The following is a 24,429-nucleotide window of genomic DNA, read 5'->3' on the forward strand; positions in this document are numbered from 1 at the left end:
GTTTTAAGACCTTCTTCGCGCCCGCAATATGCGGCAAAGGACACGCGAGGTCTAGCGCAAAGCCGCTATCCCTCGCCGTCCGAACTCTCGGTAAGGCCTAAAAGTTTCAGTTTGCGGTGCAGTGCGGAACGTTCCATTCCGATGAAGGTCGCGGTGCGTGAGATATTGCCCGAAAAGCGGTTGATCTGGATGCGCAGATATTCGCGTTCGAAATTCTCGCGCGCTTCCTTCAGCGGGATTGCCGTGATCGATTCCGAGTTGGGCAGGATATCGGCGCCGCCGCGGACCAGTTCGGCTGGCAGCATATCGGCGTCGATACGATTCAGCCGGTCGCTGGGTGCAAGGATCATGACACGCTCGATCACGTTGCGCAGTTCGCGGACATTGCCCGGCCATTCGTGCGCCTGGAGCGCCGCCATCGCTTCCGAACTGATTTCGGGCGGTGGGACGCGACGATCGGCGGCATAGCGGCGGATATAGTGATCGCAAAGGCTGGCGATATCGTCGCGGCGTTCGCGCAGCGGCGGGATATGCACGGGTACGACATTGAGCCTGTAATAGAGATCTTCGCGAAACCGGTTTTCGGCGATTTCGGTCATCAGGTCGCGCGCCGAACCTGAAATGATGCGGACATCGACGCGGATCATTGTCCGGCCGCCCACCCGGGCGAAGCTCTGATCGGTCAGGACGCGCAGGATCTTGCCCTGCGTGGTCAGCGGCATATCGGCGACTTCGTCGAGGAACAAGGTCCCGCCATGCGCCTGTTCGAGCAGTCCGACGCGGATCGAGCCGTCCTCGGCCTCGGAACCGAATAATTCGGTCTCGACCGTTTCGGGATCCATCCGCGCGGAGGAAATGACGCGGAAGGGCGCATTCTGCCGGCCGCTCCATCCGTGCAGCACGCGCGCCGCAACTTCCTTGCCGACGCCCGGCGCGCCTGTGATCAGCACGCGGCTCCCGGTTCCTGCGACGCGCTTCAGCGTCGCACGGACATTGTTGATTGCCGCACTGGTCCCGGTCAGTTCGTCAGAGGGGCCTGCCTTTTCACGCAATTGCTCATATTCGAACTTCAGCCGCTCATTCTCGGTCGCGCGCGCGACGAGGTGGAGCAGACGCGATGCCTCGAACGGCTTTTCGATGAAATCGAACGCGCCGCGGCGGATTGCTGCAACCGCGGTATCCAGCCCGCCATGCCCCGAAATGACAATGATCGGCAGCGTCGGGTCAAAGGCCTTGATCGCCTCGACCAGCCCGAGACCGTCGAGCCGCGAGCCCTGAAGCCAGACGTCGATCAGCGCGAGCGACGGGCGTCGCTGCCGGATCGCTTCGAGCGCGGAATCGCTGTCGGAGGCGGTGCGCGCCTCATAACCTTCGTCCTCCATGACGCCGGCGACGAGTTCGCAGATGTCACGTTCGTCGTCGACGATCAAAATATCAAGCGCCATGATCTTCTCTGTCCTGTCGGTTCCGGATGCGTCCGGGAACCGATTCAATTTGCCCCATTCCCTGTTCGCCGCCCTTTCCGGCCAATGGCCTGAGCCGTTCGGGATGGAGCGTCAGGGTCACGCATGTCCCCTGCCCCGTCGGATTGTCGGAAAATTCTAGCTCGCCATAATGTTGCTCGACGATCTTCTTGACGATCGCGAGCCCGAGCCCGGTCCCGCCCTGGCGCGTCGTCATATAGGGTTCGGCGATCGCGTCGCGCGCTTCCGGCAGTCCGATACCGTCGTCGGATACGCGAATGATGAACTCGCCCCCTGCGCCGACAACGAGTTCCGCCGCGATATGTCCCGTGGCGACGGAATCGGAATTTCTATATTTCTCTTCAATCGCCTCGACCGCGTTTTTCACGATATTGGTGATCGCCTGTGACAGCAGGCGGCGGTCGCAAACGAGCGGCTCGATCTCGGCGGGCGTTTTGACGGCAAAGGCGATGTCGGGCTTTGCCACTTCGAAGAGGAAGACCGCCTGACGCACGATGTCACGGACATCCTCGACCCCGAAAGTCGGTTTCGGCATCCGTGCAAAGCTCGAAAATTCATCGACCATGCGCCGCATATCGTGAACCTGCCGGATCACCGTATCGGTCAGCTTGCGGAACGTGGCTTCGTCGCCCTCCACCTTGTCACCGAACCGCCGCTGGAGCCTTTCGGCCGCCAGCTGGATCGGGGTCAACGGGTTCTTGATTTCGTGCGCGATGCGCCGTGCGACGTCGGACCAGGCCGCCCGGCGCTGATCGAGCAATTGCTGCGTGATATCCTCGAAGCTCAGGACGAAGCCATCGCCCTGCGCCACGGCTTTCGCCGCAAGCGTCGCGGGTTCAGCATCCTTGCGCGACAGTTGAACGATCGCCTCGCGCTCGTCGCTGATCAACAGGCGTGCCAGTTCTGGAGCGACGTCGTCGAGCGGCTGGCCAGTCAGGCATTCGGCCGATTGGCAGATCAGCCGTTCCGCTGCTGCGTTGGCGAGCAGGATGCGGCGGTCGGCGTCTACCGACACCACCGCCGACGACACACCGCTGAGCACTGCCTCGATGAAGCTGCGCCGCGCTTCGAGCTGTTCGTTCACGCTGACCAGCGCGCCGGTTTGCCCCTGCAATTGCTCGGTCATCCGGTTGAATGCTCGGGTCAGCACCGAGATTTCGTCGTCGCGCGCCGGCGGCGTGACCCGCACCGAAAGGTCGCCCTCCGCAGCGGTTCGCGTCGCGCCGATCAGCGTGCCGAGCGGGCGGACGATTCGGTCGGCCACGACGATTGCCGCAATAACGGCGAGCGCAAGAAGCAAAAGCGACCCGAGGTAGAGGGCGCCGTTGAATTGCAGCTGGAGCTGCTGTGAGCGTTCGAACAAGCCATTATAGTCAGCGAGCACCGCACTCGCGCGAGCCGATTGCTGAAAGCCCGGAACGTTGGTGTCGCGTGAGGCATAGACGTAGGCGCGGCCCGTGCCGGGAAGCCGCGCCGCAGCTTCGATCCGGTTCGGCTGGCGGACGACAACGACGTCCTCGCCTGCGTCGAGGCGACCGACCATCGCCGAGCTAAGGCGGTTCTCGGCCGCCCTGTTATCGGGATTGATCGCCGTTGCCGTCCGCGAAACGCCATCTCTGCCGATCTCGATAATGGCCGATTCATTCAGGCTACGCACGACAACTTGTTGCAGATAATAGTTGCTAAAGACCGGGCTATCTATCGGGGCGAGGCTCAATTGCTTGCCAAGGTCGTTGGCCATGGCAAAGGTGTTCGCGCCGACCTGACGCTGGTTTTCCTGATAATAACCCTCGGCCAGATTGGCGGCGTTTTCGAACATGCCGCGCGAGCGATCCGAGAACCAGAAATCGACGCCGAACTGGAACAGCAGCGACGCAAAGATCACGACGAGCAAGGTAGGTGCCGCGGCAATCAGCGAAAAGAGGGCAACAAGCCTGACGTGCAGACGGCCGTTACCGCCCGCCATCGACCGCACCGCGCGGGCGCGTGCGACGCGGCTGCCGATAAGCACGATCAGCGCCATCGCCGGCACCAAATTGACGACCATGATCGCAGCGACGAGCGCAGGGGTCAGCAGCCGTTCGCTCTGCGCATCGCCCGTCACGAAGATGTAGGTAGCGATCGCAAAACTGATGATGAGTGCGAGCGTGTAATATTCTGGGGCGGCAAAACGCCAGAAGCCCGAGCGCGCCACCTGGTCGTCCGAATCCGTATCGACAGCCAGAGGGGGGGATAGCGTCATTGTTGCTACGTTACGACAATCCTGTTGCATAGAAAACACACAAACTGCGCGGCCATCGCCCGATCGCGCCGATTTTTCGATTGCCGTTCCAGATCAAGGATGCGCCGGGTCGATATCGAGCTGTCCAAGGCGCTTGCGCAACGTGTTGCGGTTGATGCCCAGCCGCCGCGCCGCCTCAAGCTGATTGCCGCGAACATCGCGTAATATCCGACGGAAAAGCGCCGCTTCGACAATTGCCTCGAGCTGTTCGTGGATATGTCCGTCGCCCGCCGCGTCCGCCATCTTCTCGCGCGTCCAATCGTCGACCGCGCGGGCGATAAGCGCCGCGGGTTCGACCATTCCGCCGCCCTCGCCATTATCCTGCAGGACGGTTTCGACATCGCGGACGGTCACGACGATGTCGCGCGACAGGACCGCGAGTCGCTGAACAACGTTACCGAGTTCGCGAACATTGCCCGGCCAGTCATAGCGTTCGAGCCATTGCATCGCAGCGGGCGCAAACTGCCGATCGGGTAGCCCAGAGCCGCGTCCGACCTCGACAAAATGGCGCACCAGTGCGGCGATGTCGCTGCGTCGGTCGCGCAGCGGCGGCAGCGTCACCGGAATGACGTTGAGCCGGTAGAAAAGGTCCTCGCGGAACCGGCCATCGGCGACGAGCGTGCGCATGTCGCGGTGGGTCGCCGCGATGACGCGCACGTCGGCGCGCAGCGCCTGATTGCCGCCGACGGTCGAATATTCGTTGCTCTGGAGCACCCGCAGCAGCCGCGTCTGCGCCTCCAGCGGCATGTCGCCGATTTCGTCGAGAAACAGTGTGCCGCCCGCGGCCTGCTCGAAACGCCCGGCATTGCGACTATGCGCGCCGGTAAAGGCCCCCTTCTCATGCCCGAACAATTCGGCCTCGATCAGCTCGCGCGGAATCGCGGCCATGTTGATCGCAACGAAGGGGCCGCTGCGGCGGAGGCCCGTCGCGTGAATCGCACGTGCGACGACCTCCTTGCCCGTACCCGATTCCCCAAGGATCAGCACCGCGAGATCGTTCGACGCGAGTCGCGCGATCGTGCGGTATACGGCCTGCATCGCGGGCGCTCGGCCGACCAGTCCGTGGCTGTCGGCGGGGACCGCGGCCTCCCTGGCGGCAGGCTCTGCTCGCCGCTGCAATGCGGCACGAACGCTGGCGGTCAGTTCATCGAGATCGAAGGGCTTGGGAAGATAATCGTAACTGCCGATCCCCGTGGCGCGCACCGCCGTGTCGAGCGTATTCTGCGCCGACAGCACGATCACCGGCGTCGTGGGATCGATCGCGGAGCGCGACAATGAATCGATGCCGTCGCCATCGGGAAGCACAACGTCGGTAATGACGAGATCGGGGCGGTTATCCGCAAGCCAGGCATTGCGTTCGGCCAGACTCGCGACCGACGCGAAATGGGCGCACTCGCCGACGAGCGTTTCGCGGATGATCATCGCGATCGCGGGATCGTCCTCGACCAACAGGATCGTCTTGCCCTTGCTCACCTGGTTCATCCCTTTTGCGCGACGGGCAGGTGAACGCGAAAGCGCGTCCATTCGCCATCGCGGATATGCTGGACCGTGCCGCCCATGTCGCGTGCGAGCTTGGCGACGAGAGCGAGGCCAAGTCCCCGCCCCTCGCGCTTGGTCGTCACGAACGGATCGAACAGGTCGCCGCGAATGTCGGCGGGAACGCCGGGGCCATTGTCGCTGACGCTAACCTCGATGGGCAGCGCGATGCGGCCGCGCCCATCGCCATTGTCGATCGACAGGCCGTGGCGATAGGCGGTGGTCAGGCGCACCACGCCATCGTCGCGCCCGCCGAGCGCCTCGCAACCATTGGTCAGCAGGTTGAGCAATATCTGCACCATGGCGTCATGATTCCCGTGGACGAGCGGCAGCGACGGATCGAAATCCTCGGCAAAGCGCACGCCGGGGAACTGGCGCGCACGCGCCGTCTCCATTGCCTGGTGTATCGGCTGATAGAGGTTGATCGGGCCGCAGGCGATCGGCTGCCCGCGCGAGAAATGCTCCATCTGATCGATCAACGTCGCGATGCGATCGACCTCGGCGCAAATCAGCGTCGTGAACCGTTCGCCTCCAGCATCGGTCTTGCGCGCGAGCAATTGCGCCGCGCCCTTGATCCCCGCGAGCGGGTTCTTGATCTCATGCGCGAGCATAGAGGCGGCCGCGCCTGCCGCGCGCCCTGAGCGCCCGATCGCCCCGCCCATCAGTTCGGCATCGCTCTGCGACGGCACGAGCGCAAGGATACGGTGGCCGCTCTGGCCATAGGGGACCATCTGCATGTCAACGAAGAAGGACCGCCTGCCCCCCGCCGAAATCTCGGTACGGTGCGCGAAGAGCGCCGACGTCGCGGCGTCGCTCATCCGTTGACGATAGTTGCGGTCCATCTCGATGACGTCATAGATGACGCGCCCGACCATCGCCGAGCGGCTGACATTGCAGAGCTGCTCGGCGGCAGCGTTGACGAATAGCACGACCCCGCCGCCGTCGATCAGCAGTGTCGGGACGGGGTGCGACTGGATCAGCTCGTCATGGTCGAAAACGGGGATGCTCGACGTGAGCGCGGTCACGCAGCCGCCCTGGTCAGGTGCGGGCCATAAAAGGCTTCCAGCGCGTCGAGCACGCCCTTGCTGTCGGGAATCTGATTGACCTTGTTACGGAACTCGGCCGAGCCGTGCAGCCCCTTGACGTACCAACCGAGATGCTTGCGCGCCATATTGACCCCGGTCATCTCGCCATAATGATCGATCATCGCGCGGTAGTGCGATGTGATGACGTCATATTGTTCGTCGAGGCCGGGGTCGGGGCGTTCGGCTTCGCCGCGCAGCGCCGCCATCACCTGTCCCAACAGCCAGGGACGGCCATAAGCGCCGCGGCCGATCATCACGCCGTCGGCGCCGCTTTGCGTGAGCGCGGTTTTCGCGTCTTCCGCCGAACAGATATCGCCATTGACGATAACGGGGATCGACACCGCGTCCTTGACGCTGCGCACGAAACCCCAGTCGGCCTCTCCGCGATACATCTGGTTGCGCGTCCGGCCGTGGACGGTGACCAGCTTTGCGCCAAGATCTTCGGCGATATGCGCAAGTTCGGGCGCGTTGAGGCTGTCGTGGCACCAGCCCATGCGCATCTTGACCGTCACCGGGACCGATACGGCCTCCACGCAGCTGTCGATCAGCGCCGCCGCCAGTTTCAGGTCGCGCATCAGCGCCGAGCCCGCGTCGCCGTTGGTGACCTTGCGCACCGGGCAGCCCATGTTGATGTCGATGATCGACGCGCCGCGGTCTTCGTTGAGCTTCGCCGCCTCGCCCATTTCATAGGGAGTGCAACCGACAAGCTGCATCGATACCGGTTCCTCGACGGGGTCCCATGCGGCTTTCTGGATCGACTGGCGCGTTTCGCGGATCGCAGCTTGGCTTGCGATCATCTCGGTGACGTTGAGCCCCGAGCCGTAATAGCGGACAAGCTTGCGGAACGGCAGGTCGGTGACGCCCGTCATCGGCGCGAGGATCACGGGATCCGCGATGGTGATGTTGCCGATCTGGATGGGCCGCAGCGGCGCCATGGCGGGGAGCTTTCGTCAAAATTGCCTAAATTTTGAGCAGCCCCTACACGCTAAGCCGCTTTCCCGCAAGGCGCGGCTGCGCTAACCGGCGCGGCTATGACCGAGTCCGCCCCATCCTCTTCTCCGCGCGTTGCGGTCGTGCTGCTTGCCGGCGGGGTTGGCGCGCGCGCGGGTTTCGAACGACCGAAGCAGCTCGAGCCGCTTGGCGGCAAGCCGATACTGTGCTGGAGCATCGATGCCTTCACGGCGCATCCGTCGATTGCGGGCGGCGTGTTGGTGGCGAACGCCGACGTGATGGCCGCAGTGGAGCCATTGCCCGCAGGCTGGATTTTCGCGGAACCCGGCGCCGAGCGGCAGCAGTCGGTGGCCAATGCCCTCACGGCGCTGGCGGATTGGGCTGACGATGCGCATGTGCTGGTCCACGACGCTGCGCGTCCGGGTGTCGGCGCGGATGTTATCGACCGGTTGCTTGCGGCGCTGCAGGGTTCCGATGCTGCGATCCCTACACTGCCTGTGCCCGATACGCTCGTCGAACAGGCGCATGGCGAGGCTGGCGATGTCGTCGATCGCAGCGTTCTGGCGCGTGTTCAGACGCCGCAGGCCTTTCGCCTGGGGGTTTTGCGCCGTGCGCATGGGGAAGCGGTCGAGGCGGCGGCGAGCGACGATGCACAACTGGTGCGCCGGCTCGGTATCGCCGTGACAGCCGTTCCTGGCGACGCGCGGCTGCACAAACTGACATATGCGGAGGATATGGCGATCCTTGCGGGGCTTTTGGGGATCGGCACGATGACACGAACAGCGGTCGGCATGGGCTATGACGTCCACCGTCTAGTTACCGGCAAGCCGATGTGGATCGGTGGGATAGAAATCGCGCATAGTCATGGGCTTGAGGGGCATAGCGATGCCGACGTCGCACTTCATGCGCTGACCGACGCGATCCTTGGCGCGCTCGCCGATGGCGATATCGGCGACCATTTTCCGCCGAGCGACCCGCAATGGCGCGGCGCGGCGTCGCACCGCTTCCTCGCCTTCGCTGGCGAGCGGGTGTCGGCCCGTGGCGGGCGAATCGATCATGTCGACCTCACGATCATCGCCGAAGCACCGAAAATCGGCCCGCATCGCGATGCGATCCGCACGCGCATTGCCGAAATCCTTGCGATTCCACGCGAACGGATTAGTGTGAAGGCCACAACGACAGAGCGGCTGGGCTTTACCGGCCGCCGCGAGGGGATAGCGGCGCAGGCCGTTGCCACTTTACAACTTCCGGAGAATTGAACCTTGCAGTCTGTCGAAAAAGCGCGCCTCGCCGCGCGCGACGAGCGCGCCACTCGCGTCCTCGCCAACAACCGCGCCGCGGGTCGCAGGGTCGCGGTCGCCGAAAGCTGCACCGGGGGCATGGTGTCGGTCGCGCTGACCGATATTGCCGGAAGCTCGGACGTATTCAGCGCCGGCTTCGTTACCTATTCGGCGCACGCCAAGCAGAGCCAACTCGACGTCAGCAGCGAGATCATCGAAACCTTCGGCGAAGTGTCGCTCGCGACCGCCTGGGCGATGGCAGCGGGGGCGCTGGCCAACAGCGACGCCGATGTCGCGGTGGCGATCACCGGGATCGCTGGCCCCGGTGGCGGGTCGGAGAAGAAGCCGGTGGGACAGGTCGTGTTCGCACGCGCGCTCCGCGGGCAGGATCCCGACGATTATTTCACCCAGCGAGTACAATTCGAATCAACCGATCGCGCGGCGATCCGGCAGGCGGCGACGCTGTTCGCGCTCGATCTGCTTCAGCCTGAAAAGGATGGGCTGCGGCCGTCGGAGGATATCGCCCTCCCCGCCCCGTAAAGATCGTCGGCGCGCGTTTCGAACGCGGCGATCATCTTTCTGAGCGCCTTGTCGAACATCTGACCCGCAAGAGCCTCGAACACGCGGCTGCGGAACGAGAAATCGACCATGAAATCGACGCGGCAGCCCCCACCCTCGGCGGGCTGGAAGTGCCATTCGTTGCTGAGATGCTTCATCGGACCGTCGATATAGCTGACGATGACTTCGCGCGGCCGCTGTTTGTGGACGCGGCACGAAAAGCTTTCGCGCAGCCCCTTGAAGCCGACGATCATGTCGGCAACCGCCTCATGCTCGCTGTCGCTGCGCAGGCGCAGCGCGACGACCCACGGCAGGAATTCGGGATAACGCGCGATATCGGTAACAAGCGCGAACATCTGTTCGTCGCTGTATGGAAGTTCGCGCGTTTCGTGATGCCTCGGCAAGGGGCGCTCAGCCCGCCTTGACGCGCGCCAGTTGCGCCTCGCGCGCCGCGCGCATCCGCTCGAAATCGTCGCCGGCGTGATAGCTGGAACGAGTCAGCGGCGAAGAGGCGACCTGCAGGAAGCCCTTGGCGCGCGCGATCTGCGCATAGGCGTCGAACGCCTGCGGGGTCACGAACTCGGCGACCTTCGCATGCTTCGGTGTCGGCTGTAGATATTGGCCCATCGTCATGAAATCGATGTCGGCACTGCGCATGTCGTCCATCACCTGATGGACCTCCATCCGCTCCTCGCCGAGCCCGAGCATGATGCCCGACTTGGTAAAGATCGACGGATCGCGGCGCTTGACGCTTTCGAGCAGGCGCAGCGAGGCATAGTAGCGCGCGCCGGGGCGGATTGTCGGATAGAGCCGCGGCACGGTTTCGAGATTATGGTTATAGACGTCGGGACGCGCATCGACGATCGCCGCAACCGCGCTTTCGGGCTTGTTGCGAAAATCGGGGGTCAGGATCTCGATCGTCGTCTGCGGCGTCTCGCGGCGCAGCGCGTTGATGACCTTGACGAACTGGCTCGCGCCGCCGTCGGGCAGATCGTCGCGGTCGACCGAGGTGATGACGATGTGGCTGAGCCCCATCTTCGCCGCCGCGATTGCCGTATGTTCGGGCTCCAGCGGATCGACGGGGCGCGGCATCCCTGTCTTGACGTTGCAAAAGGCGCAGGCGCGCGTGCAGGTGTCGCCAAGGATCATCACCGTGGCATGCTTCTTGGTCCAGCATTCGCCGATGTTTGGGCACGCCGCTTCTTCGCACACCGTATGCAGGTTGAGTTCGCGCATCAGCTTGCGCGTTTCGGCGTAACCGGGGCTGGTCGGCGCCTTGACGCGGATCCAGTCGGGCTTGCGGCTGCGCTGGCTGGGAGTGGTGGCGGAGGCCGATTGAGGCTGGGCGGGAGCGTTCATGCCGCCCACATAGTCGTGCACGCGCCTCTTCTCAACCTCTCTACCTATGCTAAGGCGCCTCCATGACTCACTTTGCAGACATGATCGAGGGATACCGCCGTTTCCGTAACGGCGGTTGGGCGCAGCAACGCGAACGCTGGGGACAGCTTGCGGAAGGGCAATCGCCGAAGGTGATGGTGATCGCCTGTTCGGACAGCCGGTCCGAACCGTCGCAGATTTTCGATACCAATCCGGGCGAAATCTTCGTCGTTCGCAACGTGGCCGCGCTGGTCCCGCCGTTCGAGACGACGCCGGGCCGTCACGGCGTCTCGGCCGCGCTTGAGTTCGCGGTGCAATTCCTGAAGGTCGAGGAAATCGTCGTCATGGGGCACGGTCTGTGCGGCGGCTGCCATGCCGCGCTGCACCGCTCGATGGCGGGCGCCGAGCCCGGCCGCGGCGGGTTCATCGCCGACTGGATCGCGATGCTCGACGATGCGAGCGAACGGGTGCGCAGCGAGCATCCCAATATCGACAATCGCGACGCCGGCCGCGCGATGGAACTTGCGGCAGTTCGCGTAAGCCTTGACAATCTGATGACTTTTCCGTGCATTCAGGAAAAGGTGCGGCGCGGTACGCTGACCCTGCGCGGCGCCTTTTTCGCGATCAGCGACGGGGTCTTGCATCTGATGGATGAGGCGACGGGGGACTTCTCTCCCGCCTGAACAGGAGGGCGACATGAGCAAGAATACATTCTGGGTGACCATGATTTTCGTCGCGGCAATCGTCGGGGCGTTTCTGGGACCCGCTCTTGCCCAATCGCTCTCTACCGGGGCGATGCTGACTTTTTCGGTCGTCACCCTCGTCGCGATCGTCGGGCTGATCGTCTGGTCGCTGTCGAACAACAAGTCGGGCAAGAAAGCCGATACCGCGACCCTCGCCGACGCCCGGGCTATGCGCGCGCCCGAGGGCAAGGCCCGCATCTATGTGACGCGCCGCGGCTTCGTCGCCGCGCTGCAGGGCATGAACGTCACGCTCGACGAGACGGCAAAGGGTCAGATCAAGTCGGGGCAGATGCTGATGGCCGATGTGGCACCTGGCACGCACCGGCTGTACGCCGCGATGGCCAAGGGCATCATGGCGCATGCCGGCACGTTGGAGATCGAGGTTGGCGCGGGCGAGGTGGTCGTTGTCGATGCAATGTTCGAAATGAGCGCGCTGAAGGGCGATGCCAAGCTCACGCGGCTGGAAGGCGCAAAGGCACGTGAGAATGTCCAGGCGACCAAGCTGATCCTGTGGGAAGTCGAACCCGCCTGACCGGCGACGAAGCGAGGCTCGGCTGCGGGCAATTGTGACCCGCCCCTGCAACAATCGCCCGAATCACACGTTCTCCCAGAAAAGGAGAATTGGATGGCCCTTCGCCAAACCCTGTCGGCTGCGCCGGCACTTGCTTCCCGTAGACGTGCATTTCCCGGCGAAGATGAATCATATACCAAGGCAAGAAAGTCGCTGCTGGCCGAAGAGATCGACCTGCGCCGCAAGATGACGCGGATCGCCGAACAGCGCCGTGCCCTGCCGCCGGGGCCGGTGATGAAGGATTATCGGTTCAAGGATGCCAATGGCGCCGAACTCGGACTCGCAGATCTGTTCGCCGGGCACGACACGCTCGTCAGCTATTTCTGGATGTACGGCCCCGACCGCGAGCGCCCCTGCCCGATGTGCACCAACTGGCTAGGCTCGGTCGACGGCAATGCGAACGATCTGAAACAGCGCGTCGCGTTCAAGGTTTTCGGCCGCAGTCCGGTCGAGCGGCAAAAGGCCTTCGCGCTCGAACGCGGATGGCAGGCACTCGATTTCCTGCAAACCGTCGGCGATGATTATGCCCGCGACTTCCGTTTGCTCAACGCGGACGGAAGCGAGAATCCGGCGCTCGCGGTGTTCAAGAAGATCGGTAACGAGGTGCGCCTGTTCTGGAAGAGCGAGATGACCCCAGAAATGGCCGATCCGGGGCAGGACCCGCGCGACGCGCCCGATATCGCCAGCCTGTGGAATATCCTGGATCTGACGCCGTCGGGCCGCGGGACCGACTGGTATCCGTCGCTGGAATATTGAAGGTGGACGGCCTTTTTGGGGTGGGAGCTGCCGCAACTTAACCCCACTTTCGTCACCCCGGACTTGATCCGGGGTCCCGTTATTTTGTGAAGCGAGCCGGTACATTCGAAAAGCGGGATCCCGGGTCGAGCCCGGGATGACGAGGATAAAGAGGTCCGCTTCGGGTCGAAACCCGCCCCCTACCCTTCGCTTTCGCTGATATCCTCAAGCATATCGGTGTCGAGCACGCGCACGCGGCCCTGTTCGAGCGAGATCACGCCCGATTCTTCCCAGCTCTTGAGCTGGCGGTTGATATGCTCGCGGCTCATGCCCGCGAAATTGCCAAGTTCGGTCTGGCTGAGCTCGACGCGCTGCGACGCCTCGACATCCTTGCGGATCAGCCGCTTCAGATAACGCGCAAGCCGCGGCCCTGACGCATAGGCGCGGTCGCTTTCGATCGTCTGGTCGGCGGTGCGCAGCCGCCGCGCGAGCTGTTGCATCAACGACCAGGCAAATTCGGAATGGCTCGCCGCGAAATCCTTGAGCGCGTTGCGGCCAAGCTGGAGCGCGCTCCCCGCGCTCGTTGCGGTCACCGAGGCCGTGCGTTCGCCGCCGTCGAGTAATGCGATCTCGCCCAATATCGCACCGGGCTCGGCGTAAGCGAGCACGATTTCGCGCCCGCCAGAGGTCAGCATCGATACGCGCGCGGTGCCCTCGGTCAGGATCAACATCATGTCGCCCGGGTCGCCCTGGACAAGCAATTCCTTGCCCTTGACGAAATTGACCTGCACCGCGCGGCTGGCAATTTCGGCCCAATCCTCGACCGTCAGTCCGGAAAAAATGCTGTCGGGGCCCTGCAATTCGGCGAGTCTCGCGTGATCCATTGCCCCTACACCCCTTTTGCCCGGCCTAGACCAGCCGGCTCTGCTTCACCGCCGCTTCAATGAAACCCGCGAACAAGGGATGCGGGTCGAACGGCTTCGACTTGAGTTCCGGATGGAACTGCACCCCGATAAACCACGGATGGTCCGGGCGCTCAACGATTTCCGGCAACATGCCGTCGGGTGACATGCCCGAAAAGACGAGACCGCCCTTTTCGAGCTGCTCGCGATAGGCGTTGTTCACCTCATAGCGGTGACGGTGGCGTTCGCTGATGTCGTTCGCGCCATATACGCTCGCGACATGGCTGTTCGGCGACAGCTTCGCCTCATAGGCGCCAAGCCGCATCGTCCCGCCAAGGTCGGTGTCGGCGCCGCGCTTTTGCAGGCCTTCGTCGCTCATCCACTCGGTGATCATGCCGACGACGGGCTCATCGGTCGGGCCGAATTCGGTGCTCGATGCGTCCGCGATACCGCTTGTGTTCCGCGCGCCTTCGATGCACGCCATCTGCATGCCAAGGCAGATGCCGAAGAAAGGCACATTGCGCTCGCGCGCAAAGCGCACGCTCGAAATCTTGCCTTCGGACCCTCGCTCGCCGAAACCACCGGGTACAAGAATCCCGTGCATCGGCTCAAGATTGGCGGCCAGATCCTCGTCGCGTTCGAACATTTCGGCATCGAGCCAGCGAATATTCACCTTGACCCGGTGCGCCATGCCGCCGTGAACCAGCGCTTCGTTCAGCGACTTATAGGCGTCGGGCAGCGAAACATATTTGCCGACGACGCCGATCGTGACCTCGCCCTCGGGATGCTGCTTGCGGTCCATGATGTCGTACCAGCGCGACAGGTCGGGCGCGGGCGCGTCATGGATGCCGAACGCGCGCAGGACCTCGCTGTCCAGCCCTTCGCCATGATATTGGACTGGGACCGAATAGATGCTGTCGGCATCGAGCGCGGGGATTACCGCTTCCTTGCGGACGTTGCAGAAAAGCGCGATCTTGGCGCGCTCGCTCTCGGGCAGCGGCTTTTCGCAGCGGCAGAGCAGGATATCGGGCTGGACGCCAAGCGACGCCAGTTCGCGCACGCTGTGCTGTGTCGGCTTGGTCTTCAACTCGCCGGCGGCCGCGATATAAGGCACCAGCGTGACGTGGACCGAGATCGCGTTTTCGCGTCCCTCTTCATTCTTGAGCTGGCGGATCGCCTCGATAAACGGCAGCGATTCGATATCGCCGACGGTGCCACCGATTTCGCACAGCACGAAATCGAGATCGTCGATCTCGGCGCGCGCGAATTCCTTGATCGCGTCGGTGACGTGCGGAACGACCTGTACCGTCGCGCCCAGATAGTCGCCGCGGCGTTCCTTGGCGATGATGCCCTGATAGATGCGGCCCGAGGTGACATTGTCGCTCTGCCGCGCGGCAACGCCGGTAAAGCGTTCATAATGGCCGAGGTCGAGGTCGGTTTCGGCGCCGTCGTCGGTCACATAGACCTCGCCGTGCTGATAGGGCGACATCGTGCCCGGATCGACATTCAGATAGGGATCGAACTTCCGGATACGGACACGATAGCCACGCGCCTGCAACAAGGCTGCGAGGCTAGCCGCCATCAAACCTTTGCCAAGCGAGGAGACCACGCCGCCGGTGATAAAAATGAACCGCGCCATGGGAGGAAAGACTTACTCAACGGGAGGGGGACGGCGCAAGCCGTCGAATCGCATCCGGCGGAAATATTTTCCGCCGGGCGGGTTACGGTGGAGGCCGAAGCCGCCGGTTATTTCTTGGCGGGAGGTGCCTGCGCGGGAGCCGGAGCGGTTTCCTGGCTTGCCGCCGCTGCGGCAGCGGCCGCCAGCGGATCGTCGCTCGCGGGGGCGGGCGCTGCATTGGCCGGGGCCTGCTGTGCCGGACCCGTCAGCGACGAGGCGGGAGCACTCGCCGGCTGAGCCGTTTTCGAAAGCGAGGTATCGATCGTCGAACCGCTGCGGCCGACCGAGGCCATCGCTGCAAGGACAATCGACAGCGCGACGAATGCCGTCGCGAGGATCGTCGTTGCGCGCGTCATGAAATCCGCCGCGCCGCGCGCCGAAAGCAGGCCCGCAGGGCTGCCGCCGACGCCCAAACCGCCACCTTCCGACTTCTGCATCAGGATGACGCCGATCATCGTCGCGGCAACGAGCGCCTGAACGACAAGCAGAAAGGTGAAAAGGCTGGACATCATATTTTCCCGAACTTGCGCGGCCTCACACGGACCGCGCTCGCGGCGCACATAGAGACGAAGCGGCTTCGCTTCAACCCATACGTCACCTCAGAAACAATCCGTCGCCCCCACGAAGGCGACGGGTAATGCTCAACCCGCAAGTGTCGCCGCCGCTGCGACAATCGGCACGAACTTCGCGGCGGTTAGGCTTGCGCCGCCGACGAGCGCACCATCGACATCGGCTGCATCCAACAGCTCGGTGGCATTATCGCCATTGACCGAACCGCCGTAAAGAATGCGCATATCCTCCGCCGGGCTGCCAAAGCGCGCACCAAGAGCGCCGCGGATCGCACCGTGCATCGCGGCGACATCGGCGACGGTCGGGACAAGCCCCGTGCCGATCGCCCAGATCGGCTCATAAGCGATGGCAAGCCGGTGCGGATCGAAGTCGTCGGGCACCGATCCCGCAATCTGCGCAAGCACATGATCGATCGCGCCGCCCGATTCGCGCACCTCACGCGGTTCGCCCACGCATAGGATCACCGACAGCCCGGCGGCGAGGCCCGCTTCGGCCTTGGCGCGCACATCGGCATCGCTTTCCCCGAACCCCTCGCGCCGTTCGCTATGCCCGACGATCGCAACGCTCGCCCCAATGTCGGCGAGCATCCCGGCGGCGACCGATCCGGTGAACGCGCCCGATACGGCGCTGTGGCAATCCTGCCCGCCGACGGCCTTGCCCGGCGCCGCAGCAACCATCGCGCCGATCAGCGTGAAGGGCGGGCAGATCGCGACATCGACCGCGGGATGATCATCCGCCGCGGCGAATATCGCCTGCGCTTCGCCGATCGCGGCAGAAAGCCCGTTCATCTTCCAGTTGCCGACCACATATTTGCGCCGCGTCATGTACCGCCTCTCCCTTCGTTCGAACCTTGCCCTCGCCCTAGCGGCGCATGGGCGCCATAGGCAAGCAGCGTCGCGCACGCATGAAAAGCCCCTTTCCGGCCTTGATGCCGCCCCGGCTCCCGCCTAAAGCAGCGCGCTATCGCGCTTCATCAGCGCCTTGCCGAAAGAATGCCCGTTCATGATTACCGCCATCCGCGCCATGTTTTCCTCGACGATCGGCAAAGTCCTCGCCCTTGCCTTCGTCGTCCTCGTCGGCCTCGCCTTCGCGATGGGCGATATAACTGGCAACTCGAACTTCGGCGGGCTTAGCGGCGCCAATGTCGCGAAGGTCGGCAGCGAACAGATCGGTGTCGGTGAATTGCGCGACCGCGCGCGGCAGGCCTATGATCAGGCGCGCCAGCGGCAGCCGGGGCTGACGATGGAGGCTTTCGTTGAAGGAGGCGGGCTCGATCAGGTGCTCAATCAGCTCGTCGAGGGCAGTGCGTTCGACCAGTTCGCGACGAGCCTGGGCTTCAGCGTCAGCAAGCGACTGATCGATGGCCGCATCGCCGACCTGCCCGCCTTTGCCGGCGTGTCGGGCAAGTTCGACCAAAAGGTCTTCGAGAATTTCCTGCGCCAGAACGGCATCACCGAAACCCAGCTCCGCCGCGACCTGCGCCAACAGCTTCTGCTCGAACAGCTCGCCGCGCCGATCGCGATGATGCCCCGGATCGCGCCGGGCATGGCCCAGCCCTATGCCGCTCTCCTGATGGAGCAGCGCCGCGGCCAGGCAACCTTCATTCCGTCCAGTCCCTTCGCGCCGACCGCCGACCCCGGCGATGCCGCGCTGAAGACCTTCCTGTCGCAGAACAAGGCGAAGTTCACGGTGCCCGAACGCCGCGTGATCCAATACGCGCTGTTCGACCGCAGCGCAGTGCCGGTTCCGGCAGTCACCGACGCCGAAATCGCCAAGGTGTATAAAGATAACGCCGCGCAGTTCGCTGCGAGCGAGACGCGCCGCTTTGCGCAGGTGATCGTCCCCGATCAGGCGGCCGCGAACGCGCTCGCCGCGAAAGTTCGCAGCGGCACTTCGCTCGCCGCCGCGGCGCAGGCAGCGGGCCTCTCTGCCTCGACGACGGGCGACCTCACCCAGTCGGCCTATGCCGCAACGACCAGCGCCGCGGCCGCTAAAGCCGCCTTCGCCGCCAAGCGCGGTGACCTGATCGGCCCGACGCAGACCGGCCTTGGCTGGACCATCGCACGCGTTGAGGACGTGACGGCGAAACCCGCGCGCAGCCTTGCCGACGCAAGCGCCGAGATCCGCACCGAACTCGCAAAGAACAAGGCGAACGAAGCGATCGTCGATTATTACAATGCGATCCAGGACGCCGTGAACGGCGGCGCATCGGCCGAGGAAATCGCCGCCGATCGCAAGCTCCAGCTCGTCGAAACCCCTGCGATCCTGCCGAGCGGTCGCGCGCCCGAACAACCCGCATTCGTCCCTGCCCCCGAACTCGCGCCGCTCGTCGCGCAGGCATTCCAGGCCGCCGGTGAAGGCGAAGGCCATATCGCTACGCTCGTCGAGAACGAAAAATTCGCCGTCTATGCGGTGAAGTCGATCGTCGCAGCCGCGCCGCCGCCGTTCGCGCAGGTGCGCGCCGATCTGCTCAGCGAATGGCGCTTTGCCGAGGGCCAGAAAGTCGCCCGCGACAAGGCACGCGCGATCGTCAAGGCGGTCGAAGGCGGCAAGGGCCTGAGCGAAGCCGTCGCCGCAGCCGGCCCGAACATCGGCAATGTCCAGACGATCGGCGGCCGCCGTGCCGAACTCGGTGCGGGCGGAAAGCCCGTGCCGCCCGAACTCTCGCTGCTTTTCTCGATGGCCAAGGGCAGCGTGAAGACGCTCGAAATCCCCGGCAACCGCGGCTGGATGGTAATCGCGCTCAACGATGTTCAGCGCCCCGACCCGAAGACGATCGAACCGGCGCGCGTCGCCGCGATCGCGCAACCGCTCGCGCCCGCCTTCGGCAACGAGCTGATCGAACAACTCGCCGCCGAAGCAAAGCGCCGTGTCGGCGTCACGATCAACAAAAAGCTCGTCGACCAGTTGCGCGCCGAGCTGACCGGCAACGCGCCGGTCGCCGAATAAACCGGCAATGGCGCTGGAGGGCAGAGCCGCCGCGCTCGAGGCGTTGGCGCAGGGGCGCGGCGCGGTCGTCTGGCAGCGGCTTATCGCCGACATCGAAACCCCGGTGTCGGCGGCGTTCAAGCTGATCGAGCCGGGGCGTGGCGACTGGGTGCTCGAATCGGTCGAGAGCGGAGAGACGCGCGGGCGCTACAGCCTGCTCGGGCTCGATCCCGATCTGATGTTCGAAGTCTCCGGCGACGCCGCGCGCATCAACCGTGACTGGCGCACCGACCGCGAGGCGTTCCAGCCGCTCGCTACTCCCGCGCTTCAGGCATTGCGCGACCTCGTCGCCGAATGCCGCTTCGACGTGCCCGACGGGCTGCCCAAGGCGCTCGCGACGCTCGTCGGTTTCTTCGCTTATGAAACCATCGGCCTTGTCGAGCGCATCCCGCGCGCGCCGGGCGCGGGGCTCGGCCTGCCCGACATGGTGTTCGTGCGCCCGACGACGATCCTCGTCTTCGACCGCCTCGCCGACGAACTGTTCCTGATCGCACCGATCTGGCCCGATGCCGATGGCGCTATCGACCGGATGATCGAGACGGCACAGGACCGGCTCGACACGATCGCCGCGCGCTTGTCGAGCGTCAGCGCCCATGCCGAGCGCGCGTCGACCGACGCACTGCCGACCGACATCGCGGCGAACCCGGCGACCACGCCCGCACATTTTGCCGAAATGGTCAGAACCGCGAAGGATTATATCGCCGCGGGCGATATTTTTCAGGTCGTTCTGTCGCAGCGTTTCTCTACCCCGTTCGACCTGCCGCCCTTCGACCTGTACCGGGCACTCCGCCGCATCAACCCCTCGCCCTTCCTCTATTTCCTCGACCTGCCCGGCTTTGCGCTGATCGGATCGTCTCCCGAGATCCTCGTGCGGGTGCGCGATGACGAGATCACGATCCGCCCGATCGCCGGCACCCGCCCGCGCGGACGCACGAGCGCGGAGGATGTCGAGAATCGCGAAAGCCTGCTCGCCGACCCCAAGGAACGCGCCGAGCATCTGATGCTGCTCGATCTCGGCCGCAACGATGTCGGCCGCGCTGCCATTGGCGGATCGGTCGCCGTGACCGACAGCTACACCGTCGAATTCTATAGCCATGTCATGCACATCGTCTCGAACGTGATCGGCCGCATCGCGCCAGACAAGGACGCGATCGACGCGCTGTTCGCGGGCTTCCCCGCAGGAACCGTCAGCGGCGCGCCGAAAGTGCGCGCGTGCCAGATCATCGCCGAACTCGAAGCCGATGCGCGCGGGCCCTATGCGGGCGGCGTCGGCTATTTCGCACCCGACGGCAATATGGATAGCTGCATCGTGCTGCGCACCGCGATCGTCAAGGACGGCGAAATGCACGTTCAGGCGGGTGCAGGCATCGTCGCGGACAGCGATCCCGCCTATGAACAGCGCGAATGCGAGGCAAAGGCCGGCGCGCTCTTCGCCGCGGCGCGAGAGGCGGTACGGCTCGCCGGAACGCCGGGGTACGGGCAGTAACAGCAGAGCTTGACGGACGAATAGTTCCTAATGCTTCCCCCGCCGCCGCAAAAACGTTAGGGCCGCCGCCATGATCCTCGTCATCGACAATTATGACAGCTTCACCTTCAACCTCGTTCATTATCTGATCGAGTTGGGCGTCGACGTGCGCGTCGAGCGCAACGACGCGCTGACCGCGGCCGACGCGCTCGCGACCGGCGCCGATGCGATCCTGATTTCACCCGGCCCCTGCACGCCGAACGAGGCGGGCATCAGCCTCGACCTCGTCGCCGCCTGCGCCGAAGCGCGCCGCCCCTTGCTCGGTGTGTGCCTTGGCCACCAGGCGATCGGCCAGCATTTCGGCGGCACAGTCCAGCGCGGCCATCTGATGCACGGCAAGACCTCGCCCGTATGTCATGACAACAGCGGGCTTTACGCGGGCCTGCCCTCACCTTTTCAGGCGACCCGCTATCACAGCCTAGAGGTTGTCGACATTCCCGCGACTCTGGTGATCAATGCGACGAGCGACGATGGCGCGGTGATGGGTTTCCGCCATGTCGACCTGCCGATCCACGGCGTCCAGTTCCACCCCGAAAGCATCGCGACCGAACATGGCCATGCGATGCTCGCCAACTTCCTGAAAATCGCGGGGTTGCCGGTCGGCGAACGGAAGGCCGCATGAGCCGCTTCGGTCCGTTTCCCGACCCCGCCGGCCTGCTCGATCACGACGAGGCGGCCGATGCGTTCGCGACGATGCTCGACGGCGGGGCGAGCGACGACAATATCATCGAATTCCTGAACGCGCTTTCTGACCGGGGCGAAACGATGGTCGAAATCGCCGCAGCGGCGCAGGCGATGCGCGACCGGCTGATTCCGATCGATGCGCCTGCGGGCGCGATCGACGTCTGCGGCACCGGCGGCGACGGCCATCATACGCTCAACGTCTCGACCGCCGTGTCGATCGTCGTCGCGGCGTGCGAGGTTCCGGTCGCAAAGCATGGAAATCGTGCCGCTTCTTCGAAATCGGGCGCGGCCGATACGTTGGAAGCGCTCGGTCTCGACATGGAGCGCGCCGACCGGCAGGCGGAGGAGCAGCTCGCCGACCTCGGTATCTGTTTCCTCTTCGCCGGAACGCGGCACCCCGCGATGAAGCGCATCATGCCCATCCGAAGGGCGATCGGACGGCGGACGATCTTCAACCTGATGGGCCCGCTCGCCAACCCTGCGCGTGTTACGCGCCAGCTCGTGGGTATCGCGCGCCCGGCCTATGTCCCCGTTTATGCCGAGGCGTTGCACCGGCTCGGCACCGAACATTCGCGCGTGATATCGGGCGATGAGGGGCTCGACGAATTATCCCTCGCAGGCGGCAACGAGGTCGCGGTGGTCCTGCCCGAGGGTGTGCGCATGCAGCGCAGCGTCGCCGCCGACGCCGGCCTGCCGACGCGCTCGCTCGGCGAAATCCGCGGCGGCGATGCCGAATATAATGCGAAAGCGCTGCGCCGCCTGCTCGAAGGAGAGCCGGGCGCCTACCGTGACGCAGTGCTCTATAATGCCGCCGAAGCGCTCGTCGTCGCGGGCGCGGTCGAAACCCTGCGCGACGGCGTCGAGGAAGCCGCCGAGGCAATCGACAAGGGCCTTGCCAACGCGCTGCTCAATTGCTGGATCGCCTACAAATGAACAAGCTGACGCAAATTCTTGCCACCAAGGCTGATGAGGTCGCCGAACGCCGCGCCATACGCTCGCTCGCCGATCTCGACGCGATCGACGCAGGCCCGGTGCGCGGTTTCGCCGCGGCGCTTCGCGCGAAGATCGACGCTGGCGGCTTTGGCCTGATCGCCGAGGTAAAAAAGGCTTCGCCGTCCAAGGGACTGATAAGGCCTGATTTTGACCCTGCCGATCATGCGCGCGCCTATGCCGCCGGTGGTGCTGCGTGCCTGTCGGTCCTAACCGACGCGCCATATTTTCAGGGGCATGAGGATTATCTGGTCGCGGCGCGCGCCGCTTGCGGCCTGCCCGCGCTTCGCAAGGATTTCATGGTCGACCCCTGGCAGGTCGCCGAGGCACGCGCCATCGGCGCCGACGCGATTCTGATCATCGTCGCCGCGCTCGAAGACGGCGCGATGCGCGAAATCGAGGCCGCAGCTTTCGAACGCGGCATGGACGTGCTTGTCGAGGTGCATGACGAGATCGAACTAGACCGCGCGCTCACGCAGCTCCAGTCGCGCCTGATCGGCGTCAACAACCGCGATCTGCGCACCTTCGAAACCGACCTCGCGGTTACGGAGCGCCTGGCAAAGCTCGTCCCGCCCGGAACGCTGCTCGTCGGCGAAAGCGGCATAGCAAGCCATAAGGACTGCGAAAGGCTGGCGGTCAGCGGCGTCCACGCCTTCCTCGTCGGCGAAAGCCTGATGCGGCAGCCCGACGTCACGGCGGCAACAAAGGCCCTGCTCGAAGGCTGAAGACGGCTTTGGGATAGGCTGGCACGTTCGCGATAACCGCCCCCTCCGCAAAGGGGGGAGCCGCTGGAGAGCTAGCGCTAAGCCGACAGGCCCCGCCGCGAGCGACGACCGACTTAGGTCTTTACCGGAACAACGTAGCGCCCGCCAATCGGCCGCCCGTTTAAATATCCGTGTCTTACCGCTGACGCGCCTTCCAAGCCCGAACCGCGGCCATCGTCTTTTCGATATGCGCCTGCGGTTTGCTGTCAGTGTAGCTCAGCAGGATCGTGCCGTTCGGCGCAATCACATAGGATGTCCGGTTCGACAGCGGTTGTCCATTTGCGCCCTGCATCGTCGAATCATATTTCGCTGCGATCTTCGCGCCCGGATCGGCAGCGACGGCGAACTTGTCGCGGCATTCGGACTTTGAAAACTCCTCGACGCGATGGATATTACCCGCAGTCACGCCCACCACGCGGGCGCCCAGCTTGTTGAAATCGTCGCTCGCCTCGGCGAACAGATGCGCTTCGATCGTGCAGCCCGGGGTGAAGGCCGCGGGGAAGAAATAGAGGACGACAGGCCCCTTTTTCAACGTCTGCTTCAGCGACAGGACAAAGGGTTTGCCGCCCTGCGCCGCGTTCAGCGTGAATTCGGGCGCCTTCGCGCCTTTCTGAAGGGCGGCGATACCCTGTACCGGAATGGCCACGAGCGACAGGCCAAGGCCGACCGACATCGCAATCTTCATCAGGGTTTTCATCTGCGGTTCTCCACCTTCGGCAAGCGCTGCCGGGAATGAGGATGATGGATAAAAGTTGCTGCGTCTACATCGATCCTCCGCCTGGGCGGCGCTCGCCCGATTGACCTTGTGTTCCGGACGGCGCAGCATGGCGCGATGACGCTAAACATCACTCCCAGCGGACAGGCGTGCGGCGCGCGCGTTACCGGAGTCGACCTGACGCGGCCGCTTGCCCCCGAAACCATCGCCGATATTCGCGCAGCCTGGCTCGACCATCATGTCCTTGCCTTTCCGGACCAGAAGATGAATGAGGACGATCTCGAGCGCTTCACCGGCTATTTCGGCGGCTTCGGCGACGATCCCTTCATCCGCCCCATCCCCGGCCACGATCATATCATCGCTGTGAAACGCAAGGCCGACGAAACCGCCCCGCTGTTCGCAGAAAACTGGCACAGCGACTGGAGCTTTCAGGCCCGTCCGCCCGCGGGTACCTGCCTCTTCGGGATCACCATTCCGCCGGTGGGCGGGAATACCGAATTTTCGAACCAGCACGCGGCACTTGACGCGATGCCCGCCGACCTTCGTGCGCGGGTCGAGGGACTTCAGGCGATCCACAGCGCGCGCAACGGCTATGCGCCGACCGGCATGTATGGCGCCAATGATCCCAAAGGACCAAGCGGCCGCAGCATGGATATTCGCTCGGACGACGAAGCGCTCCAAACGCAGTTCCATCCGTTCGTACGAGCACATCCGGAGACCGGTCGCCTCGGCCTGTTCGGCTGCGCGGGCTATATCATCGGCTTCGATGGGGTCGACGACGATGAAGGGCTGCCGTTGCTCTACGAATTGATCCAGTGGCAGGGTCGCGACGAGTTTCGCTACTCGCACCAATGGGAACCCGACATGCTTATCATGTGGGACAATCGCTCGGTCCTCCACCGCGCCACCGGCGGCTACGACGGTCACGACCGGCTGCTTCACCGCACGACGATCGCGGCGTGGGATGGGAAGGCGACAACATCCTAAAAAGATAAGGAATATTTGCGCGACC

At 64.3% G+C, this 24,429-nt stretch carries 23 protein-coding genes; 11 read left to right on the forward strand and 12 right to left on the reverse strand.

Annotated features, from left to right (window positions below):
- Positions 1 to 65 precede the first annotated feature (65 nt).
- The 5 genes from SC1_RS09775 to dusB all read right to left on the reverse strand — a co-directional run bounded on the left by SC1_RS09775 (position 66) and on the right by dusB (position 7,321).
- Positions 66 to 1,445 (reverse strand): sigma-54 dependent transcriptional regulator, encoded by a 1,380-nt coding sequence (locus SC1_RS09775; protein ID WP_062180728.1) that lies wholly within the window; start codon positions 1,443 to 1,445, stop codon positions 66 to 68.
- Positions 1,435 to 3,726 (reverse strand): ATP-binding protein, encoded by a 2,292-nt coding sequence (locus SC1_RS09780; RefSeq protein WP_238586645.1) that lies wholly within the window; start codon positions 3,724 to 3,726, stop codon positions 1,435 to 1,437. The genes SC1_RS09775 and SC1_RS09780 overlap by 11 nt, the downstream gene beginning before the upstream one ends.
- Positions 3,727 to 3,819: 93 nt before the next feature.
- Positions 3,820 to 5,238: a sigma-54 dependent transcriptional regulator gene (locus SC1_RS09785; protein ID WP_062183895.1), complete on the reverse strand. Its 1,419-nt coding sequence runs from the start codon at positions 5,236 to 5,238 to the stop codon at positions 3,820 to 3,822.
- A gap of 5 nt (positions 5,239 to 5,243) precedes the next feature.
- Positions 5,244 to 6,326 (reverse strand): nitrogen regulation protein NR(II), encoded by a 1,083-nt coding sequence (locus SC1_RS09790; RefSeq protein WP_062180734.1) that lies wholly within the window; start codon positions 6,324 to 6,326, stop codon positions 5,244 to 5,246.
- A complete protein-coding gene (gene dusB, locus SC1_RS09795) occupies positions 6,323 to 7,321 on the reverse strand; it encodes a tRNA dihydrouridine synthase DusB (protein ID WP_062180737.1) in 999 nt (332 codons plus the stop codon). Before dusB ends, SC1_RS09790 begins: the two co-directional genes overlap by 4 nt.
- Positions 7,322 to 7,417: 96 nt before the next feature.
- Between dusB and SC1_RS09800 the strand changes: the two genes are divergently transcribed.
- Both SC1_RS09800 and SC1_RS09805 read left to right on the forward strand, forming a co-directional pair.
- Positions 7,418 to 8,596 carry a bifunctional 2-C-methyl-D-erythritol 4-phosphate cytidylyltransferase/2-C-methyl-D-erythritol 2,4-cyclodiphosphate synthase gene (locus SC1_RS09800; protein WP_062180740.1) on the forward strand — a complete coding sequence of 393 codons (1,179 nt, stop codon included), beginning with the start codon at positions 7,418 to 7,420 and terminating at the stop codon, positions 8,594 to 8,596.
- Positions 8,597 to 8,599: 3 nt separating this feature from the next.
- A complete protein-coding gene (locus SC1_RS09805) occupies positions 8,600 to 9,157 on the forward strand; it encodes a CinA family protein (protein WP_062180743.1) in 558 nt (185 codons plus the stop codon).
- Here the strand turns inward: SC1_RS09805 and SC1_RS09810 are convergent.
- Complete coding sequence (locus SC1_RS09810) at positions 9,100 to 9,579, reverse strand: type II toxin-antitoxin system RatA family toxin (RefSeq protein ID WP_062180746.1); 480 nt, start codon at positions 9,577 to 9,579, stop codon at positions 9,100 to 9,102. The two genes, SC1_RS09805 and SC1_RS09810, sit on opposite strands and share 58 nt — an antisense overlap.
- A 7-nt stretch (positions 9,580 to 9,586) precedes the next feature.
- Positions 9,587 to 10,534 carry a lipoyl synthase gene (gene lipA, locus SC1_RS09815; protein WP_062180749.1) on the reverse strand — a complete coding sequence of 316 codons (948 nt, stop codon included), beginning with the start codon at positions 10,532 to 10,534 and terminating at the stop codon, positions 9,587 to 9,589.
- A gap of 62 nt (positions 10,535 to 10,596) precedes the next feature.
- On the opposite strand from lipA, the gene SC1_RS09820 reads away from it, so the two are divergent.
- The 3 genes from SC1_RS09820 (at position 10,597) to SC1_RS09830 (ending at position 12,622) form a co-directional block, all read left to right on the forward strand.
- On the forward strand, positions 10,597 to 11,235 hold the full coding sequence (locus SC1_RS09820) for a carbonic anhydrase (RefSeq protein WP_062180752.1): 639 nt from the start codon (positions 10,597 to 10,599) through the stop codon (positions 11,233 to 11,235).
- A 13-nt stretch (positions 11,236 to 11,248) separates the two neighbouring features.
- On the forward strand, positions 11,249 to 11,827 hold the full coding sequence (locus tag SC1_RS09825) for a hypothetical protein (protein WP_062180755.1): 579 nt from the start codon (positions 11,249 to 11,251) through the stop codon (positions 11,825 to 11,827).
- A 93-nt stretch (positions 11,828 to 11,920) separates the two neighbouring features.
- Positions 11,921 to 12,622 (forward strand): DUF899 family protein, encoded by a 702-nt coding sequence (locus SC1_RS09830; RefSeq protein ID WP_062180758.1) that lies wholly within the window; start codon positions 11,921 to 11,923, stop codon positions 12,620 to 12,622.
- A 179-nt stretch (positions 12,623 to 12,801) separates the two neighbouring features.
- Here the strand turns inward: SC1_RS09830 and SC1_RS09835 are convergent, their stop codons facing one another.
- The 4 genes from SC1_RS09835 to tpiA form a co-directional block, all read right to left on the reverse strand.
- Positions 12,802 to 13,485 carry a Crp/Fnr family transcriptional regulator gene (locus tag SC1_RS09835; RefSeq protein ID WP_062180761.1) on the reverse strand — a complete coding sequence of 228 codons (684 nt, stop codon included), beginning with the start codon at positions 13,483 to 13,485 and terminating at the stop codon, positions 12,802 to 12,804.
- A 25-nt stretch (positions 13,486 to 13,510) separates the two neighbouring features.
- Positions 13,511 to 15,142 carry a CTP synthase gene (locus SC1_RS09840; RefSeq protein ID WP_062180764.1) on the reverse strand — a complete coding sequence of 544 codons (1,632 nt, stop codon included), beginning with the start codon at positions 15,140 to 15,142 and terminating at the stop codon, positions 13,511 to 13,513.
- A 107-nt stretch (positions 15,143 to 15,249) separates the two neighbouring features.
- Positions 15,250 to 15,693: a preprotein translocase subunit SecG gene (gene secG, locus SC1_RS09845; protein ID WP_062180767.1), complete on the reverse strand. Its 444-nt coding sequence runs from the start codon at positions 15,691 to 15,693 to the stop codon at positions 15,250 to 15,252.
- A gap of 129 nt (positions 15,694 to 15,822) precedes the next feature.
- Positions 15,823 to 16,575, reverse strand: coding sequence for a triose-phosphate isomerase (gene tpiA / locus SC1_RS09850; protein ID WP_062180770.1), 753 nt, complete (start codon positions 16,573 to 16,575; stop codon positions 15,823 to 15,825).
- A gap of 178 nt (positions 16,576 to 16,753) precedes the next feature.
- Here tpiA and SC1_RS09855 point away from each other — a divergent pair, with 178 nt between their 5' ends.
- The 5 genes from SC1_RS09855 (at position 16,754) to trpC (ending at position 22,663) form a co-directional block, all read left to right on the forward strand.
- Entirely contained in the window at positions 16,754 to 18,700 is a 1,947-nt protein-coding gene (locus SC1_RS09855; protein ID WP_062180773.1) for a peptidylprolyl isomerase, read from the forward strand.
- Between the two features lie 7 nt (positions 18,701 to 18,707).
- Positions 18,708 to 20,225, forward strand: a complete 1,518-nt coding sequence (locus tag SC1_RS09860) for an anthranilate synthase component I family protein (RefSeq protein ID WP_062180776.1) — start codon at positions 18,708 to 18,710, stop codon at positions 20,223 to 20,225.
- 70 nt (positions 20,226 to 20,295) lie between these two features.
- Positions 20,296 to 20,886, forward strand: a complete 591-nt coding sequence (locus SC1_RS09865; RefSeq protein WP_062180779.1) for an aminodeoxychorismate/anthranilate synthase component II — start codon at positions 20,296 to 20,298, stop codon at positions 20,884 to 20,886.
- Positions 20,883 to 21,881, forward strand: a complete 999-nt coding sequence (trpD, locus tag SC1_RS09870; protein ID WP_062180782.1) for an anthranilate phosphoribosyltransferase — start codon at positions 20,883 to 20,885, stop codon at positions 21,879 to 21,881. Before SC1_RS09865 ends, trpD begins: the two co-directional genes overlap by 4 nt.
- Positions 21,878 to 22,663, forward strand: a complete 786-nt coding sequence (trpC, locus tag SC1_RS09875; protein WP_062180785.1) for an indole-3-glycerol phosphate synthase TrpC — start codon at positions 21,878 to 21,880, stop codon at positions 22,661 to 22,663. Before trpD ends, trpC begins: the two co-directional genes overlap by 4 nt.
- A 175-nt stretch (positions 22,664 to 22,838) precedes the next feature.
- Here the strand turns inward: trpC and SC1_RS09880 are convergent, their stop codons facing one another.
- A complete protein-coding gene (locus tag SC1_RS09880) occupies positions 22,839 to 23,399 on the reverse strand; it encodes a peroxiredoxin (RefSeq protein ID WP_062180788.1) in 561 nt (186 codons plus the stop codon).
- 135 nt (positions 23,400 to 23,534) lie between these two features.
- Here SC1_RS09880 and SC1_RS09885 point away from each other — a divergent pair, with 135 nt between their 5' ends.
- A complete protein-coding gene (locus SC1_RS09885; protein ID WP_062183898.1) occupies positions 23,535 to 24,404 on the forward strand; it encodes a TauD/TfdA family dioxygenase in 870 nt (289 codons plus the stop codon).
- The last annotated feature ends 25 nt before the right edge of the window (positions 24,405 to 24,429 follow it).

The sequence above is a fragment of the Sphingopyxis sp. C-1 genome (assembly GCF_001047015.1).
Classification (GTDB): domain Bacteria; phylum Pseudomonadota; class Alphaproteobacteria; order Sphingomonadales; family Sphingomonadaceae; genus Sphingopyxis.